Origin of the sequence: Ochrobactrum sp. AN78, assembly GCF_029909885.1 — a bacterium.
Lineage (GTDB): Bacteria > Pseudomonadota > Alphaproteobacteria > Rhizobiales > Rhizobiaceae > Brucella > Brucella quorumnocens.
Genome location: NZ_JASAMU010000008.1, coordinates 160,015 through 175,018, shown reverse-complemented (window position 1 = coordinate 175,018; position 15,004 = coordinate 160,015). Strand labels below are relative to the sequence as shown.

The window sequence follows — 15,004 nt, the reverse complement described above, 5'->3', positions numbered from 1 at the left end:
CTCTGAAACCATGAGTGCCCCTTGGATCTCAAGCAGGAAAACAATCGTCTGCCACCTTTGCAGACACTGCAAAGTTTTTCAGTTGTGGCGGATACTGGAAGCTTCACCGCCGCCGCCAACCAGCTCAATATCAGCCAAAGCGCCATCAGTCGTCAGATTCAGCTTCTGGAGCATTATTTCGGCTGTAGCCTTTTTGACAGGCATACGCGAAAAGTGCTTTTGACGGAGCAGGGACGAGCGTTGCTACCCATCATCAATGGATTGATGGCGTCGCTAAAAAATTCATTTGAGGCCACAAAGCGGCCTAGCCGAACATTGACGATACGCATGCCCCCGACGCTTGCTCGTCGCTGGTTCCTGCCCCGTCTTCCAGACCTTTTGAGAAGGCACCCTGATCTGAATATAAATATCGACACGGCGTGGTTCGCCCGCCCGAACTTTTCAATAGACGATATTGATATGCTGATTACTTATGGAAATGGCAGCTGGCCAGGCATGGTGGTTATCCCTTTGGTCAGAGAAAGCCTGACGCCCATGTGTGCGCCATCTTTGATATCCATACTGGGTCGTCCTGCAAACATAGCCAAACTGGCCGAATGTGTATTGATACACTCTAATCCGCGACACAGTGACTGGATGCTTTGGTTACAGGCTGAAGGCGCTTATTCGCTCCGAGGTTCACGTAATCAGGTCTTTGACACGCAGGATTTTGCAATGACAGCAGCTGCAAGCGGCTTTGGTGTCACAATGGGCGATCGCACGTTTGCAAAAGACGATCTGGCCAGTGGGGTGCTCCTACAGCCCTTCCCTCGAATATTGGAGACGGGATACGGGTATTATGCACTGTTTCCGGATCGCAAAGATCATCGCGATCGAATAAGGGAGCTATCCAGCTGGTTTGACGGGCAGGCGATACAGCGTGACTTTTAAATTCTTGATATCCAGGTAACGAAAACACATTTCTTTTTTCGTTACCTGGATACTTCAACCGCACGAGCCTTTGAAATGCCGGTGATTTCCAGTTTTATCTGGAATATCAATCGATTATTCTCCGATAGCCCGTCTAAATGATGGGCTCTAGAGCATGTCTCTCTAAAGAATATCCGCCGGGCGGGGATTCAGTCCACCGGACCGATTTCTGATCCCGCCGCGATGGGATAAAGATACGCGTAAAAACAAACAGTGAGACGCATTTTTAACGATCCAGCTTAAACAGGCAATGCTCTAGTTTAAAGTGCGACTTGGCAATGAATACCTGGGATAAGCGATGAATGCCGGCGTTTGTGAGAGCGGAACACCTCAAATTCCGTCACTGCGATATTGGACCCCAGATGACCGTCATCGCTCGGCAATCTGCTGGAAGATCAAGCCCAACAACTTTCGAGACCCGACGCTTGGGATTACAATGGCCTGCCAGGGTCGCCGGCAACCTCAGCAACTCCAGTGAAGTCGGCCCATGGCGTTAAGCCGGCTCGGACGGCTTATGCGCTTCGGGAGGGTAGAAAAACGCCCCGGAAACGCATCTTTCCGGATGATAACCGTTCATACGCTTTGGTTGCTTCGTCAAGCGAGAAGGTTTCGACGATCGGCTTGACCCTGCCCTTCGCGGCAAGGTCAAGGATTTCGGCGAGGTAATGCTGTCCGCCATGCGTGGAGCCGATCACGCGTTGGCGCATCATGTGGAATGGCTTGCCGTCGGAGGGGATCGCGAACGGTTTGCTGAAATCGAGCCCGCAAAGAACAATGCGCCCGTCAGGCCTCATCCCCGCGACCGCCTTTTCCGCGGTGGCGAAGTCATTCGTCGTGACCAGAAGGACGTCCGCGCCGCCGACCGCTAGCAGTTCCTTGCCATCGGCGACAACCATATCAGCACCAAGGTCGGCGGCCAGCTTGTGCTTGTCCGCCGAATGAGTGATCGCGATGGTTTCAAATCCCAAGGCCTTGGAGAACTGCAGGGCTACGTGGCCCAGCCCACCAATGCCAAGCACCGCAATTCTGTCACCGGGCTTCGGTTCCGCATCGCGCAGGCCACTCCAAGTTGTATAGCCTGCGCACATCATGGGCGCGGCATCCGCATAATCGAGCCCATCGGGCAACAACACACTGCCTTCGGCAGAAATCGCAATGTACTCAGCGTGACCGCCCTGCGTGGCGAAGCCTGTCGTTCTCGGCGAATCGCAGTTCATAGCCGTCTGACCGGTTAACGGGCGGTTTTGGCGGCAATACAAGCATCGGCCACAAGAGGACTGAACCCATGTAGTGCCGACCCGATCCCCTACCTTGCGTGTGTGTACCCCCGCGCCCACTTCGACAATCTCGCCGACAACTTCGTGGCCGGGGGTCTGCGGATAGATATCGCCCCCTGCCCCCTGGGTTGCCCAGACGTCCGTATAGCACATGCCGGAGGCGTGAACTTTAACGAGGATTAGCCCCGGCTTCGCCTCGGGCATGGGAACCTCTTGAACTTCCCAGGGGCGGTTCGCCCCGGTCATCACAACAGCTTTCATCTTCATTCATTTTTCCTCTATTCGGCAAGTCCCGGTATTCGTTGCGGCTGAGGGCGTGCACGTCACCAGTCGCTAGTCGGAGAGCCGTGGTTAGGCCGTGCGGCGTCAACGTTACGAGCTGTTGACTATTTAAACAATCTGATCAATTCTTGATGTTATGGTGAAAGCAATTCAGCAATCTAAGGGCAATGATCTGGCGGCATTCGCTGCTTTCCTCGCCGTCGCGAACCGCCGCAGCTTTCGCTGCGCCGCGAGCGAACTGAACATAACCCCCTCCGCGATTAGCCATTCGATCAAGGCTCTTGAGCAGCGATTGGACGTCCGCCTTTTCAATCGAACGACGCGCAGCGTCTCGTTGACAGAAGCCGGAGAGCGCCTTGCCTCCAAACTGAGGCCAGCAATGGCCTCGATCGATGAAGCCGTTCAGGAGTTGGAGGGAAATGGTGCAGTCCCGAGCGGCACAGTTCGCATAAATGCCAGTGAGGGTGCTATCCGTTTAGTATTGCGACCGCGGCTTGCCCGCTTCCTGCACGAGTATCCGAAAGTTCATCTTGATATAGTCAGCGATGGAAGACTGAGTGATATCGTGGCCGATGGTTTCGACCTCGGCATTCGATTGGCGGAGGCCATACCAAAAGACATGCTGGCCATCCCGGTAACGGGAGACGTACGCTTCGCGGCAATTGCATCCCCGGAATACTTAGAGCGTCGAGGATATCCCGTCGTGCCCCAGGATCTGCTCAGCCATGAGTGCATACGCTTCCGGTTTGAAAGTGGAGCAATTTATCGATGGGAATTTGAACGTCTGGGGGTTGTGGAACGAATCAATGTAGCTGGTTCTCTTACATTGAGTGACCAACCGCTGATGGTGGAGGCTGCTATCGACGGAATAGGTATAGCATTCGTTCCCGACCATCTTGCGAAAGATGCATTGGAGGACGGTCGCTTAAAGCGCGTCTTGGAGGATTGGTGCCCAGCGTTCCCGGGACTTTGTCTTTATTATTCGGGGCGTCGCCACGTTTCATCGGCACTCAGGGCATTGATCGACATGCTGACCCAACGCCGCAGATAATCGAGAGCCAACGTGGTCTGCACGTCGCCATTCTCGCTTGGCAAGTGGCTTTTTGATGGAACCAATTGTTGGTTTTGCGCTGATAAGTTGTATGTTTCCTCTGTGACGGCCCTACCATCTTTTTGAGGGTTGAAACGGCACAGGACTTCCATCGGCAGCTAGGCTGGCACTCGTCGATTTTCTGGTCGCATGCCAGCGGCTGCATCGCGATGCCTGCGTGAAAGAGTAGAAATTTTACGCTCTTGCCAAAGCGGTCCTTGCCGCAATGACGCAATACCGGCTCCAACGATAAGGATTATACCGAGTATCGAGGTCACATCCGGCACTTCGGCAAAGAAAATCATTCCCCAGACGACGGCGAAGCCCACATAGGAAAAATCGAAAGTTCCGATGACGGATGGCGGTCCATTCTGATAGGCGACGGCGGTCCCGATGCTGCCGATGAGTATAGCTGCTGCCATGAGCCCCATCGAAATCCATTCGGCCTGCCCCATCGCAGCCCATGGCGCCAGCAGAAAGCCATGCCGCGCGACATCTGGCCGTAGCGCGACCAATCCGGTCGCTCCTGCGCCAACAACAACAAAGCAAATATTCAGCGCCAGCGCCAGGGCAATAGGATGCTGTTGCCGGCATCTGGTGCGGGTGATGATCATGGCACCGGCGTAAAGCATGGCAGCCAGCAGCGGGAGGATTGTATATGCATTGAAATCGCCCACCCTCGGTCGAAGGATCAGCAGGACACCCAGAAACCCCACAAACACGGCAATGAGGCCGAGGCGGGAAATTCGATCACCTATGAAAAGAGCCGAGAACAGCGATAGGAAGAGGGGAAGCGTGTAGTAGGCGGCAGCTGCAACTGAAAGTGTCAGCTTCGGAAGCGAAAGATAATAGCAAATCCACATGGCAACCAACATCAGGCTACGCAGGACAACCCAACCAAGCAAATGGGGGACCCTAAGTCTTACAGACGATGTCACAACGAGGACGACGAGCAGAACCGGGATGGCGAGCAGTGAACGGATTACGAAAATCTGCCAGATGACGAAGCTGCCGCTTGTTAATTTAATCAGCGCATCGCCCAAAGAAAGCGCCAGCACGGTCAGGATGATGATGCCGACCGGCATGGGAATGTGGTCGGCGGGTTCTACCCGCGAGCTGGCTTTCGACATGAGGGATCCTCTCCGACAAATTCATATGGAACCTTAGGAGAACATCTTCCGGCAAGCAATGAAGGGAAACCTGAAACGGTCATTCCGACACCGGGAAGCCAACGATCGCGTTGGGGCGTAAACCTTCATTGACCCCATTTACTTTCCACGACCGCAATTCACCTTGCAGGAACTCTGACGGGTCAAGGGCTCCGGATCTCTCAAAGTTAAGATTGCTTTACGCGCGGTTTGGTTCATTCGGATCTGAGCAGGAATTCTCCAAAGCGGCGGCCTGCGGGACAGGGGCTGCAAATTGCAAGGGTGATCGGGATATAGAAAGATCACCCGTCCTGCACAAGCGGATCGAAGGTGTCGGCGAGAGTGAGAAACATGCATCCGCGCGGAAGGATGGGAAGATCGTTTCGGTCGAGCGCACGCGTCGCGGCGCGCCAGCGGACAGAGCCACGAGGAAACCACGCGGCCAAAGCGGAACGCAGGTCGGACGCATAAATTGGGTCAGGGTGGGGGAACTTCAAATTTGACGATCCTCACCCGCTCTGATCACCCTATTGCTGACAGATCAGCAGATCGGCAAGTTTCTGGGCTGCAGGTCCGAGTGCCTCGTCCCGACGGTAGGCGACATAGGCACTCGAGGTGACCTCGCCATTGCGGCCCATGGCGCTGACATTAAGGCGCACAAGCGTCCCTTGCTGCAAGTCCCGCTCGACGAGCCAATGCGGGAGCCGCCCCCAACCTGCTCCCCCCAAGATGAGATGGTGTTTGGTATCCTGCGAACTGACGCGGCAGGTCTGTGACGAAACGACTCCGAAGTCTCGGCCTGCGGATATGTCGGAGGGATCGGTCAGAACGATCTGGAGATGATCGGCAACATCCATCAGCTCCATTGGACGGCCCGCATGGCGAAGGGCCAGCGGATGGGTCGAAGCAGCGACCGAAACCTGCCGAATGGTTATCAGCGGCTCGAACTTGATGCGGGGGTCGCGGAAATCTTCACCGACCATCACCGCAAGCGCACAACGGCTCTTCCGAAGCGCATCGAGTGGTCCGCCCATAGCCTCCGACCATACACGAACGGCCACAGCAGGATAATCGTGTCGCATCCGTGAGATCGCACGTGCGACATCCGGCATAGGAAACAGCGTATCGACAGAAATCGCGAGTTCCGTTTCGACGCCATGCGTGAAGCCCCGCGCTTGGGCGCGCAGGACGTCCACGCGCAGAATGATGTCGCGTGCGTTGCCGAGCAATATCTGTCCCTGCGGTGTCAAGGCGGGCTTGTACCCGGAACGGTCAAACAGTTCCACGCCAAGTGTGTTCTCAAGGTTGGCGATGGTTGCGCTTACACCCGACTGGACGCGTGAAAGCTTCTGAGCTGCGGAGCGGAAACTGCCGCTATCGGCAATTGTTACGAAAGTCCTGATCTGATCGAGAGTGAGGGCATCCAACATGATCTATCCTTATGATCATCTCTAGCATTTTATTATCACTTATTCCGCTCATCGATTTGATGCAACCTTATGGTCAATGAAACGAATGCGAGGACGACGAGATGACGAAAGTGCTGGTGCTTTACTATTCCTCCTATGGGCATATCGAGACGATGGCTTCGGCCGTGGCGGATGGCGCATGTGAGGCGGGTGCGACGGTGGCGATCAGGCGGGTACCGGAGCTTGTTCCCGAAGCGCTTGCTGCAAAATCCGGATACAAGGTCGATCAGTCCGCGCCTGTCGCAACGTTGGCCGAACTCGCGGATTCCGATGCCATCATCATCGGAACGCCGACCCGCTTCGGCAATATGGCCTCTCAGATGAAGAACTTTCTCGACCAGACCGGTGGCCTCTGGTTCGAGGACAAGCTGGTCGGAAAAGTGGGAAGCGTCTTCACCTCAACCGGGAGCCAGCATGGCGGGCAAGAAACAACGATCCTGACCACCCAGACCGTGCTGTTCCACCTCGGCATGATCATTGTCGGCCTGCCCTACAGCTTCAAGGGCCAGATGCGGATGGACGAAATCACCGGCTGCTCGCCCTATGGTGCGTCCACGCTGGCTGATGACGGACAGGGTGGGCACCGCGAGGTCAGCGAAAACGAACTTGAGGGCGCGCGCTTTCAGGGACGGCATGTCGCCGCGATCACGTCCGCCCTCGTGGCCGGTCGCTTGGCAAGGGCGTCGTGATGAAGCCGTCGTCAACAAACGATATCGTGACCACACACTGGGCCGGCGTGTCCGTCATCGTTGGCAGCGGGATTGCTGTCGCCTTGCAGTTTGGCAAGGTGGCAATTGCAGCGCCCTTGTTGCAGAATGATTTTACAATCACCTTAGCGGTGATCGGCTGGCTGTCAGGAATATTCGCGCTCATCGGCCTTGTCGGCGGCATTCCGACTGGTGCGTTTGTTGCGCGTTTTGGGGCGCGGCGCATCCTCATCCTCGGGCTGTTGCTTACGGCAGCCGGCGCGGCACTTAGCGCGGCGACACTGGGACTGACGAGCCTGTTTCTAGGACGTGTTATTGAGGGTGCGGGCTTCTTGCTTGTGACGGTCGCTGCACCCTCATTGCTCGAAAAGGTCACGCGACCAGCGGATCGTGACCTGGCCTTCGCCCTTTGGAGCTGCTTCATGCCTGTCGGCATGGCGACGGCGATGCTGGTGGGTCCGCTGTTCGAGGCCTGGCGGACACTGTGGTGGGCAAGCGGCGCGCTGGCACTGGCCATCTGCATGGGAGTTTCACTTATCATTCCGACCGGAGGGAAGGGCCCGGTCATGTCCTGGAAGGGCTTGCGCCGCGACAGCATGAGCGTTTGGCGCAACCGGGGAGCTGTCGGGCTCGGGATCACCTTTGCGCTCTACAGCCTGATGTTTTTCGCTGTTTTCAGCTTCCTGCCGGTGCTGCTGATGGAGCGGCTGCAGGTTACGCACCAGATGGCCGGCCTGCTCAGCGCACTGGCTTCGGTCGTGAACGTCATCGGCAATCTGGCGGCAGGTCTGCTCCTCACCAAGGGCTTTAGCCGCTCGGCGCTCCTGAACGCTGCATGCTTCGTTATGGGAATGGCCAGCTTCGGGATATTTCTCCCCGTGCTACCGGACAGTGCGGCCTTCGGCCTGTGCCTGTTGTTCTCGGCTGTCGGCGGGGTGATCCCGGCTATCCTACTGTCCTCCGCGCCAATTGTGGCGCTAGCGGCAGGGCCGGCTCCGATTGTTCTGGGGCTGATCGTTCAAGGCAACAATCTTGGACAGATAGTTGGTCCAACGGCCATCGGCGGCGCATTGGACCGATTTGGCTGGGATTCAGCCGCCTACATTGTGGCGAGCGCGGCGCTTATTGCCGTGTTCGCGGTGACCTTGACGCTCAGGCGGGTCGGTGCAGACCAGGTCATGCTGGGGATGGGCGACCGCTGATGGGCATCGATTTCAATCACACGATCCTGGCAACGCGAGACGCACAGAGGTCTGCCCTGTTTCTGGCTGAGATGCTTGGACTGCGACCGCCGCGCAGATGGGGACCATTCTGGATGGTCGTCACCGATAATGGCGTCAACCTCGACTATATGGACGTAGAGCATGCTGTCGTTCCGCAGCATTACGCTTTCCTGGTCGATGACACGAGTTTCGGCGCTTTGCACAACCGGCTCGTCAAGCGGAACTTGCACTATTGGGCCGATCCTCAACGGCAGAAGCCGGGAATGAACGACCACGATGGTGGCCGCGGCCTCTATTTCAACGATCTCAACGGACACCTCCTCGAAATGATAACCCGCCCCTACGGTAGCGGCGGCTGGAACCCATGATCGACGATCGCGGACGACCTCTCTCACAGGGGCCGAAGGCTCGACAGATCCTAGGAGCGGGAATCTGCTTTGCCGTATTCTTATTTAAACAGCCCGCTTTCACTGCTGTTTCAGGCCTAAAATGGACTTGCTTCGTCGCAGGCACTGTTCCGGCGTTTATGATTACTGGAAAAAGCTCCCGTTTGATCAGCGCCCAGAACTCTACCTTCATGAACTTAGCCTTGGTGCTTTCAATTTCCAGCGGTATTTTTTTTTGATATTCTGGAGGATCCTGTCAATGGCGCTCGCTGACCAACAATCGTGATGCGGGTTCCACCGAATGGTTGCCCGATTTTCAGAAGGGGCGGTTCGTGCGCTTCATGAATGAGAATGGCACGCCTCAAGGCAATACAGCGCAATGGGGCTATACGCGTTTCGTATATTTACAATTGGCCAGAGATGCGATCACATTTTTTGATAAAAGCAATCCAATAAAGGGCAGTTCCGCCCTAGCGACTGATTACCCGCCAAGAACTGCGATGGTGAAATAATCAGGCTCGTAGGGTCGAGACCGCCCACCTGCATCAGGCGTATCACCTCATAACTAGAACGACCCTGAGATCATTGACGTTCGTTCCGGTGGGACCGGGCATGAACAGATCATCAATCGCATCAAATGCCGTCCATGCGTCATTGACGTTAAGCCGCGCAGCCCCGTCTTCACCCGCCTTTTGCAGCCGCGAAACCGTTGTGCCATCGGCAAAAGCTCCAGCATTATCTTCCGAACCGTCGATGCCATCGGTATCCGCTGCCAGCGCGTGAATATTCGTATAGCTATCTATATCAAGCGCGAAGGACAGTAGAAACTCGCTGTTGCGCCCGCCTTTGCCGCCTTTCGCACGAATAGTCACGGTCGTTTCACCACCTGACAGGATCACCACCGGCTTTTTAAACGGACGATCACGATCAGCCACTTCACGCGCAATCGCCGCATGAACATGAGCAACTTCGCGTGCCTCACCTTCCATTGAATCGGACAGGATCACCGCCTCAACGCCATGGCGCTCCGCTTCCTTGACTGCGGCCTCCAGAGAAACAGCTGCTGACGCAATCACCCGTACTTCATTGTCGGCAAAGATTTTGTCGTCGGGTTTTGGCGCATGAGCCTTCTCGCTTTTGATATGCGCGAGCACAGCATCTGGCAGTTCAAGCTTATAGCGTTCGATGATTTTCAGCGCTTCGTCGCGGCTGGTTTTATCCGGCACAGTTGGGCCTGACGCAACAAAGGCAGGATTGTCACCGGGAATATCAGAAACGACCAGCGAAAAGACTTTTGCCGGATGGGCGCAAGCAGCTAATCTTCCACCCTTGATGGTCGAAAGATGTTTTCTCACGGCATTCATTGCCGAAATCGGCGCACCAGATGCCAGCAACGACTTATTGACGGCGATCTCATCTTCCAAGGTCAGGCCTTCAGGCGGCGATGGCAACAATGCCGAACCGCCACCGGAAATGAGCGCGACGACAAGATCATCCTCGGTGAGACCCGACACCGCGTCAAACAGTCGTTTTGAAGCAGCAAGCCCGGCATCATCGGGAATCGGATGCGACGCCTCAATGATCTCAATAGTTTTGCAGGGCGTGCCATAGCCGTAACGCGTGACTACAACACCTTCCAGCGGCGCTTCCTCATTCTCATGCCGCTCTGCCCATGCCCGCTCGAATGCAGCCGCCATCTGCGCCGAGCCTTTGCCTGCACCAATCACAATCGTTCGGCCTTTGGGCTTTGCAGGCAGATTGGCGCGGATCACCAGTTCAGGGTCAGCAGCAGCAACCGCTGCATCGAACAGGGCTTCCAGAAAGACTCGCGGTTCTAACTTTGCCAACATATCGTTTAGAGGGCTCCTCTTGTGACCACAGAACCATTGCCTGTATTGGGCGGATTGTGGTGGCGACGCATACAGCGGGCCACCCTAGTGTGATGCTATTTTGCTATGCCGGATATCGACTTTAAAATGGAAGCTCCAAGTGTATATTTTGGATCCACCATATTACCAAGGCGGACGCGCCCCGCCTGTGTTAAAAGCATATAGGCTTCGATTTCATCGAAATCGAAATCCGTTGCCATCCAGCGGATCAACTCCCTGTAAGCCTGTCGAGCCGCGTCTTCCATCGGGCGGGACGAACCAATCGTCATATAGAATTTTTCATTCTCCAAACGGGGTGTACGGATCGTCCAGTTCTTGATCAAATCGACCTGGATCGTGGTTACAGTTGGATGTTCAACGGCCACACCGCAAAGTTCGCCATCACCTTGGGCGGCGTGGCAATCGCCAAGAAACAGATAGGCACCCTTGGTCTGCACGGGGAGGTAAATGACGGCGCCTGGTGCAACATCAGGCAAATCCATATTGCCTCCATAATAATCCGGAACGAGAGCACTGATCGCTTCGATTTCCGGTGCAGTGCCGATTGTACCGATGAAAGGTTCATATGGCAGTGTGATACGATCGCTCCACTTGACGCCTTTTTCAGCATCAATGTGCAACTTCTTGACCACTTCCGGCAATGTTGGCGTCAGCATCGCAGTATCTGCCGTCGGCACAAGACCGCCAAATTCCGGCATGATGACAGTGGTGCCCGATGGTTGCTCACCGCGCGGACGGATTTGTTGTATATATACCGCCAGAGTGTCGCCTTTCTCGGCACCCTCGACATAAATTGGTCCGTTTTGCGGGTTGAGAAATGGAAAGTTCAAAATCTCTGAAGGCTTGTCCGTTTCCTTGCGGATTTTTCCTTCAAATGCGTCGTGCGTCTCAGCGGAAATGACCGCGCCCGGCTCCACATGCAGAACAGGCTCAACATAGGAACCATAAACATATTGATATTTGCCCTGCACTTCCTCACTGATGTGATGGTTTTTTCCAGCGATGCCTTTTGCGACGCCTTTGCGGACCATGATCGTTTCATCAAACCAGGACATAGAAGTCTCCCTTAATAATTTTGCAATGCAACAGATTTCCAAGCCACGCTCGGGCCGGAAAAAACGAGTATTGGGGTAGGCAAACTGAAAAATGCGAGACTGCCATCATTACACGGCCAGATATCTGCGGACCGTGTCGCGATCCTCCAACATCTCGGCTGTGAGTGTTGCAATGATACGTCCTTTGTCCATGACGTAGCAGCGCTGGGCCATGGCGCGGATCATATCGATATTCTGCTCAACGAGAATGATCGACACTCCAGTCTTTTGGTTGAGTTCGACTGATAGCTTGGCGATATCCATCACGATGTTTGGCTGAATTCCTTCCGACGGTTCATCGAGAAGAATAAGAGATGGGCGTCCTATCAAAACACGACCAATCGCCAATTGTTGCTGCTGCCCGCCCGACATTGTTCCGGCGCGTTGATGCCGTCTTTCTGCGAGAATTGGAAACCGGGCATAAACCTCGTCGTAAAGCTCTTTGCTGGCACCCGGAGTGATGGATACACCAACAGCCAGATTTTCTTCAACAGTCATCCGGGGGAATACATCCCGACCCTGCGGAACATAGCCGATACCGTAGCGTGCCCGCTTGTGCGGTGGCAAATGCGTAAGCGCCTGTTCGTTGAAACTTATTGATCCTCGGTCCGCTGGTAAAAGCCCGATAAGCGACTTCATAAGTGTCGACTTACCAACACCATTGCGACCGATGACGGCTACGATTTCGCCCTTGTGCACATCGATATCGACACCCTGCAGCACGGGCTTTCCCCCATATCCAGCCCATAAACCGCGTGTTTGAAGTAGAATTTCCTTATGCATCGGCCTGCCCCAGATAGATTGCGGCGACCCGGTCATCCTTGACGATGTCCTCGATCGAGCCTTGCGCAAAGATTTTACCAAAATGCAGAACGGTGACCTGTTGGGCGATTTGCCGAACGAATGCCATGTCATGCTCAACGGCCAACACAGTCACTCCTTGTGCATTCAATTGTTGAACCATTTCGCCGGTGGCAAATGTTTCGTCCGGGGTCATGCCTGCCGTCGGCTCATCGAGTAGCAGCAGTTCCGGTTCAAGACTGATCGCCATACCGATCTCCAACCACTGCTTCTGGCCATGGCTGAGATTACCAGCAAGTTTAGGGGTGGACTCTTCAAGCTTCAGGAAGCTTAGAAGGCGGTCGATTTCGCGTTTGAGATCTGCACCGCGATGCTTGCGTTGAACAGCTATTTCGAGGTTCTGGTAAACACTCAGCTCCTTGAAGATTCCCGGCACCTGGAACTTCACACTGATCCCGCGGTCGATCCGATCAAACGATTTTAATCGCGTAATGGTCTCGCCCTTGTAAAGAACATCACCTTCACTTGGCAGATATTCGCCGAGAATGAGCCGGAAAAGGGTACTTTTTCCCGCCCCATTGGGTCCAATCAAACAATGAATCTCCCCCTTCCTGAGTTGAAGGTTGACATCATTGGTTACATGCAAACCACCAAAGCGCTTATGCAGATTGCGTGTTTCAAGAATAGTCATGACGCTGACCTCTTGCGTTTGAAAAATGGAACACACCCAATCAAATTGGCTAACCCCAGCACGATACCTTGTGGCGCAAGGAGCACTGTGAACACAAGCAGTGCACCCATGACAATCAGGGCGTATTGAGCGCCATAAATTGTCAGTGCCTGAAACCCGGCGAGCACGAGAATTGTGCCGATCAGCGTGGCTGTGATGTCGCTGCGTCCACCAACTGCAACCCAGACAATCGGCAGTGCTGCTGCGGTAATGCTCATGCTTGATGGCGTAATATATTGTCCCCAGGCCGTATAAAGAACGCCCGAAAGACCGGCCAGCATTGACCCTATGATGAAGCCCCCCCACTGATAGAGGCGAACATCATAGCCCAGCATCTCGGCTCTTTGCGGGTTTTCGCGAATGGCAACGAGAACATTGCCAAATGGCGAGTTCAGTAGAATCCGCAATCCCAGATAGACGATCAAGACGAGGCAAAGGACGACATAATAGAGTCCAATATCGGGATAGAGGGCGATATCGCCGCCAAACCACGGAAAGGTAATCGGTGGCATACCGCTCATGCCATTGAAACCGTTAAGACGAGCCTTTCCGATCGCCCATTCCGGGCCCGCGGTCTGCGCCATGAAGCGTTCCAGAACCAGCGTTACCGAGAGGGTGACGATGCCCAGAAAAACCCCGGTTATCCGCCCATAAAACAGAAAATAGCCAATGACGGCGGCAAACAGACCGGCAAGGAGAATAGCCAGCACCAGCGCCACGAGTGTAAATCCGAAAGCATCACCGATATTGATTGCCAGAACGCCATAAGCGTAACCCGCAACGCCGAAGAATGCAGTTTGGCCAAACGACAAGGCACCACCATAGCCCCAGATGAGACTGAGCCCCATGGCCATGAATGTCCAGATCAGGAAGTAGACATTGTTTCCAATTGTGTATCCGTCAGAAAACATTGGATAGATAATCGCGAGCAGGACAACGGCAACGAAGCCACTCCAGAAAACGGGGCCCTTCCCCTTGGTTTGCGGGCCTTCAAGATGCCCCAATAGCTTGGTTGCCATTAACCTTTTCCTTTGATGAAAAGCCCTGAAAGGCCATTTGGCAGCACACGAATGACGATGATTACGGCCACGAGCAGCCCAATCTGTCCGAACAGCTGGCCATACATGGAGGTCAGACTTGCCTTTACGACAGCGAGAATGGCCGCAGCCGGTGCCGTACCCAGAAAGACATCGGCGCCACCGACAACAACGGTTACGAATGACTCCACGATGAAGCTTGAACCCATAGTCGGCACCAGCGTCATGGTGGGAGCATAAAGCCCGCCTGCGAGCCCTGCGAGACCCGCGCCCAGACCAAATGTCAGCGCATAAATATAATTCGTGTTCACACCGAGCGACTTGGCCATGTCGGGGACCTGAATGGTCGCGCGTGCAAGGATGCCGAAACGGGTCTTGTTAAAGACAAGATAGAGGCCTGCGAGGATCGCCAGTGCTGCCAGCATCAGGACCATGCGGTATATTGAGAAGGACAAAGCTCCCAGCGTGAATGAGCCCAATGGAGTGCCGATACCCTGCATCGTTGAACCCAGGAGAATGAGCGTTCCCTGTGTCGCAATCAGACTGATACCCCATGTCGCAACGATCGTATCAAGCGGGCGTCCGTAGAGATGGCGAATAACAAGCCGCTCAAGCAGCATACCGATGAGACCGGCCACCAAGGCACCTGTGATTATCGCCAATGGCAAGGGCAACCCGGCCTTTGTAGTCATTACGGTCACATAAGCACCGCACATGATGAACTCTCCATGCGCGAGATTGATGACCCCCATCATACCGAAAATAATTGCCAGTCCGCATGCCGAGAGAACGAGAAACGCGAAAGCATCGCCAAACTGATAGAAGGCAGCGAAAAGAGAACCCAATAGCTCCATCATAATAATCCTTAGCGGGAGACGTCTGGTCTACCGGCACGCAGCAGA

15 protein-coding genes and 1 pseudogene are annotated in these 15,004 nt (G+C 54.8%); 7 read left to right on the top strand and 9 right to left on the bottom strand.

Going from position 1 to position 15,004, the window contains the following annotated elements; genetic code table 11:
* Positions 1-21: 21 nt before the first annotated feature.
* Positions 22-930 (top strand): LysR substrate-binding domain-containing protein, encoded by a 909-nt coding sequence (locus tag QBD00_RS16225; protein ID WP_191794010.1) that lies wholly within the window; start codon positions 22-24, stop codon positions 928-930.
* Between the two features lie 551 nt (positions 931-1,481).
* On the opposite strand, the gene QBD00_RS16220 is transcribed toward QBD00_RS16225, so the two are convergent.
* Positions 1,482-2,513: an alcohol dehydrogenase catalytic domain-containing protein gene (locus QBD00_RS16220; protein ID WP_235902044.1), complete on the bottom strand. Its 1,032-nt coding sequence runs from the start codon at positions 2,511-2,513 to the stop codon at positions 1,482-1,484.
* 151 nt (positions 2,514-2,664) lie between these two features.
* On the opposite strand from QBD00_RS16220, the gene QBD00_RS16215 reads away from it, so the two are divergent.
* Positions 2,665-3,579, top strand: a complete 915-nt coding sequence (locus QBD00_RS16215) for a LysR family transcriptional regulator (protein WP_151095959.1) — start codon at positions 2,665-2,667, stop codon at positions 3,577-3,579.
* Positions 3,580-3,737: 158 nt separating this feature from the next.
* On the opposite strand, the gene QBD00_RS16210 is transcribed toward QBD00_RS16215, so the two are convergent.
* Both QBD00_RS16210 and QBD00_RS16205 read right to left on the bottom strand, forming a co-directional pair.
* A complete protein-coding gene (locus QBD00_RS16210) occupies positions 3,738-4,748 on the bottom strand; it encodes a DMT family transporter (RefSeq protein WP_318580035.1) in 1,011 nt (336 codons plus the stop codon).
* Between the two features lie 545 nt (positions 4,749-5,293).
* Positions 5,294-6,196: a LysR family transcriptional regulator gene (locus QBD00_RS16205; protein ID WP_151095953.1), complete on the bottom strand. Its 903-nt coding sequence runs from the start codon at positions 6,194-6,196 to the stop codon at positions 5,294-5,296.
* Positions 6,197-6,297: 101 nt separating this feature from the next.
* Here QBD00_RS16205 and wrbA point away from each other — a divergent pair, with 101 nt between their 5' ends.
* The 5 genes and pseudogenes from wrbA to QBD00_RS23645 all read left to right on the top strand — a co-directional run.
* A complete protein-coding gene (gene wrbA, locus QBD00_RS16200) occupies positions 6,298-6,924 on the top strand; it encodes an NAD(P)H:quinone oxidoreductase (protein WP_151095950.1) in 627 nt (208 codons plus the stop codon).
* Complete coding sequence (locus QBD00_RS16195; RefSeq protein WP_151095999.1) at positions 6,924-8,144, top strand: CynX/NimT family MFS transporter; 1,221 nt, start codon at positions 6,924-6,926, stop codon at positions 8,142-8,144. The genes wrbA and QBD00_RS16195 overlap by 1 nt, the downstream gene beginning before the upstream one ends.
* Positions 8,144-8,533, top strand: coding sequence for a VOC family protein (locus tag QBD00_RS16190; RefSeq protein WP_191794016.1), 390 nt, complete (start codon positions 8,144-8,146; stop codon positions 8,531-8,533). The genes QBD00_RS16195 and QBD00_RS16190 overlap by 1 nt, the downstream gene beginning before the upstream one ends.
* 121 nt (positions 8,534-8,654) lie before the next feature.
* Positions 8,655-8,837, top strand: a complete 183-nt coding sequence (locus QBD00_RS23650) for an alpha/beta-hydrolase family protein (RefSeq protein ID WP_151095944.1) — start codon at positions 8,655-8,657, stop codon at positions 8,835-8,837.
* Positions 8,815-9,063 (top strand): annotated as a pseudogene (locus tag QBD00_RS23645) (alpha/beta-hydrolase family protein); the annotation flags it as partial. The gene QBD00_RS23650 and the pseudogene QBD00_RS23645, both read left to right, overlap by 23 nt.
* Positions 9,064-9,105: 42 nt before the next feature.
* Here the strand turns inward: QBD00_RS23645 and QBD00_RS16180 are convergent.
* From QBD00_RS16180 to QBD00_RS16155, 6 genes are all read right to left on the bottom strand, one after another.
* Positions 9,106-10,401, bottom strand: a complete 1,296-nt coding sequence (locus QBD00_RS16180; protein WP_318580034.1) for a glycerate kinase — start codon at positions 10,399-10,401, stop codon at positions 9,106-9,108.
* Positions 10,402-10,496: 95 nt separating this feature from the next.
* Positions 10,497-11,495, bottom strand: coding sequence for an acetamidase/formamidase family protein (locus QBD00_RS16175; protein WP_151093824.1), 999 nt, complete (start codon positions 11,493-11,495; stop codon positions 10,497-10,499).
* A gap of 108 nt (positions 11,496-11,603) precedes the next feature.
* The gene (gene urtE, locus QBD00_RS16170; RefSeq protein WP_318580033.1) at positions 11,604-12,317 is read right to left on the bottom strand and encodes an urea ABC transporter ATP-binding subunit UrtE; all 714 of its coding nucleotides are present in this window, start codon (positions 12,315-12,317) and stop codon (positions 11,604-11,606) included.
* Positions 12,310-13,026, bottom strand: coding sequence for an ABC transporter ATP-binding protein (locus tag QBD00_RS16165; protein ID WP_151093827.1), 717 nt, complete (start codon positions 13,024-13,026; stop codon positions 12,310-12,312). The genes urtE and QBD00_RS16165 overlap by 8 nt, the downstream gene beginning before the upstream one ends.
* Positions 13,023-14,084, bottom strand: a complete 1,062-nt coding sequence (locus QBD00_RS16160) for an ABC transporter permease subunit (protein WP_318580032.1) — start codon at positions 14,082-14,084, stop codon at positions 13,023-13,025. Before QBD00_RS16160 ends, QBD00_RS16165 begins: the two co-directional genes overlap by 4 nt.
* Positions 14,084-14,956: an ABC transporter permease subunit gene (locus QBD00_RS16155; RefSeq protein ID WP_318580041.1), complete on the bottom strand. Its 873-nt coding sequence runs from the start codon at positions 14,954-14,956 to the stop codon at positions 14,084-14,086. Before QBD00_RS16155 ends, QBD00_RS16160 begins: the two co-directional genes overlap by 1 nt.
* Positions 14,957-15,004: the final 48 nt, after the last annotated feature.

Bases quoted from the DNA above. Each gene is read 5' to 3' on its own strand.
- QBD00_RS23650 (WP_151095944.1), top strand. From the start codon at position 8,655: ATGGACTTGCTTCGTCGCAGGCACTGTTCCGGCGTTTATGATTACTGG.
- QBD00_RS16205 (WP_151095953.1), bottom strand. From the start codon at position 6,196: ATGTTGGATGCCCTCACTCTCGATCAGATCAGGACTTTCGTAACAATT.
- QBD00_RS16175 (WP_151093824.1), bottom strand. From the start codon at position 11,495: ATGTCCTGGTTTGATGAAACGATCATGGTCCGCAAAGGCGTCGCAAAA.
- QBD00_RS16155 (WP_318580041.1), bottom strand. From the start codon at position 14,956: ATGGAGCTATTGGGTTCTCTTTTCGCTGCCTTCTATCAGTTTGGCGAT.
- urtE (WP_318580033.1), bottom strand. From the start codon at position 12,317: ATGCATAAGGAAATTCTACTTCAAACACGCGGTTTATGGGCTGGATAT.
- QBD00_RS16220 (WP_235902044.1), bottom strand. From the start codon at position 2,513: ATGAAGATGAAAGCTGTTGTGATGACCGGGGCGAACCGCCCCTGGGAA.
- QBD00_RS16210 (WP_318580035.1), bottom strand. From the start codon at position 4,748: ATGTCGAAAGCCAGCTCGCGGGTAGAACCCGCCGACCACATTCCCATG.
- QBD00_RS16160 (WP_318580032.1), bottom strand. From the start codon at position 14,084: ATGGCAACCAAGCTATTGGGGCATCTTGAAGGCCCGCAAACCAAGGGG.
- QBD00_RS16180 (WP_318580034.1), bottom strand. From the start codon at position 10,401: ATGTTGGCAAAGTTAGAACCGCGAGTCTTTCTGGAAGCCCTGTTCGAT.
- wrbA (WP_151095950.1), top strand. From the start codon at position 6,298: ATGACGAAAGTGCTGGTGCTTTACTATTCCTCCTATGGGCATATCGAG.
- QBD00_RS16190 (WP_191794016.1), top strand. From the start codon at position 8,144: ATGGGCATCGATTTCAATCACACGATCCTGGCAACGCGAGACGCACAG.
- QBD00_RS16215 (WP_151095959.1), top strand. From the start codon at position 2,665: ATGGTGAAAGCAATTCAGCAATCTAAGGGCAATGATCTGGCGGCATTC.
- QBD00_RS16165 (WP_151093827.1), bottom strand. From the start codon at position 13,026: ATGACTATTCTTGAAACACGCAATCTGCATAAGCGCTTTGGTGGTTTG.
- QBD00_RS16195 (WP_151095999.1), top strand. From the start codon at position 6,924: ATGAAGCCGTCGTCAACAAACGATATCGTGACCACACACTGGGCCGGC.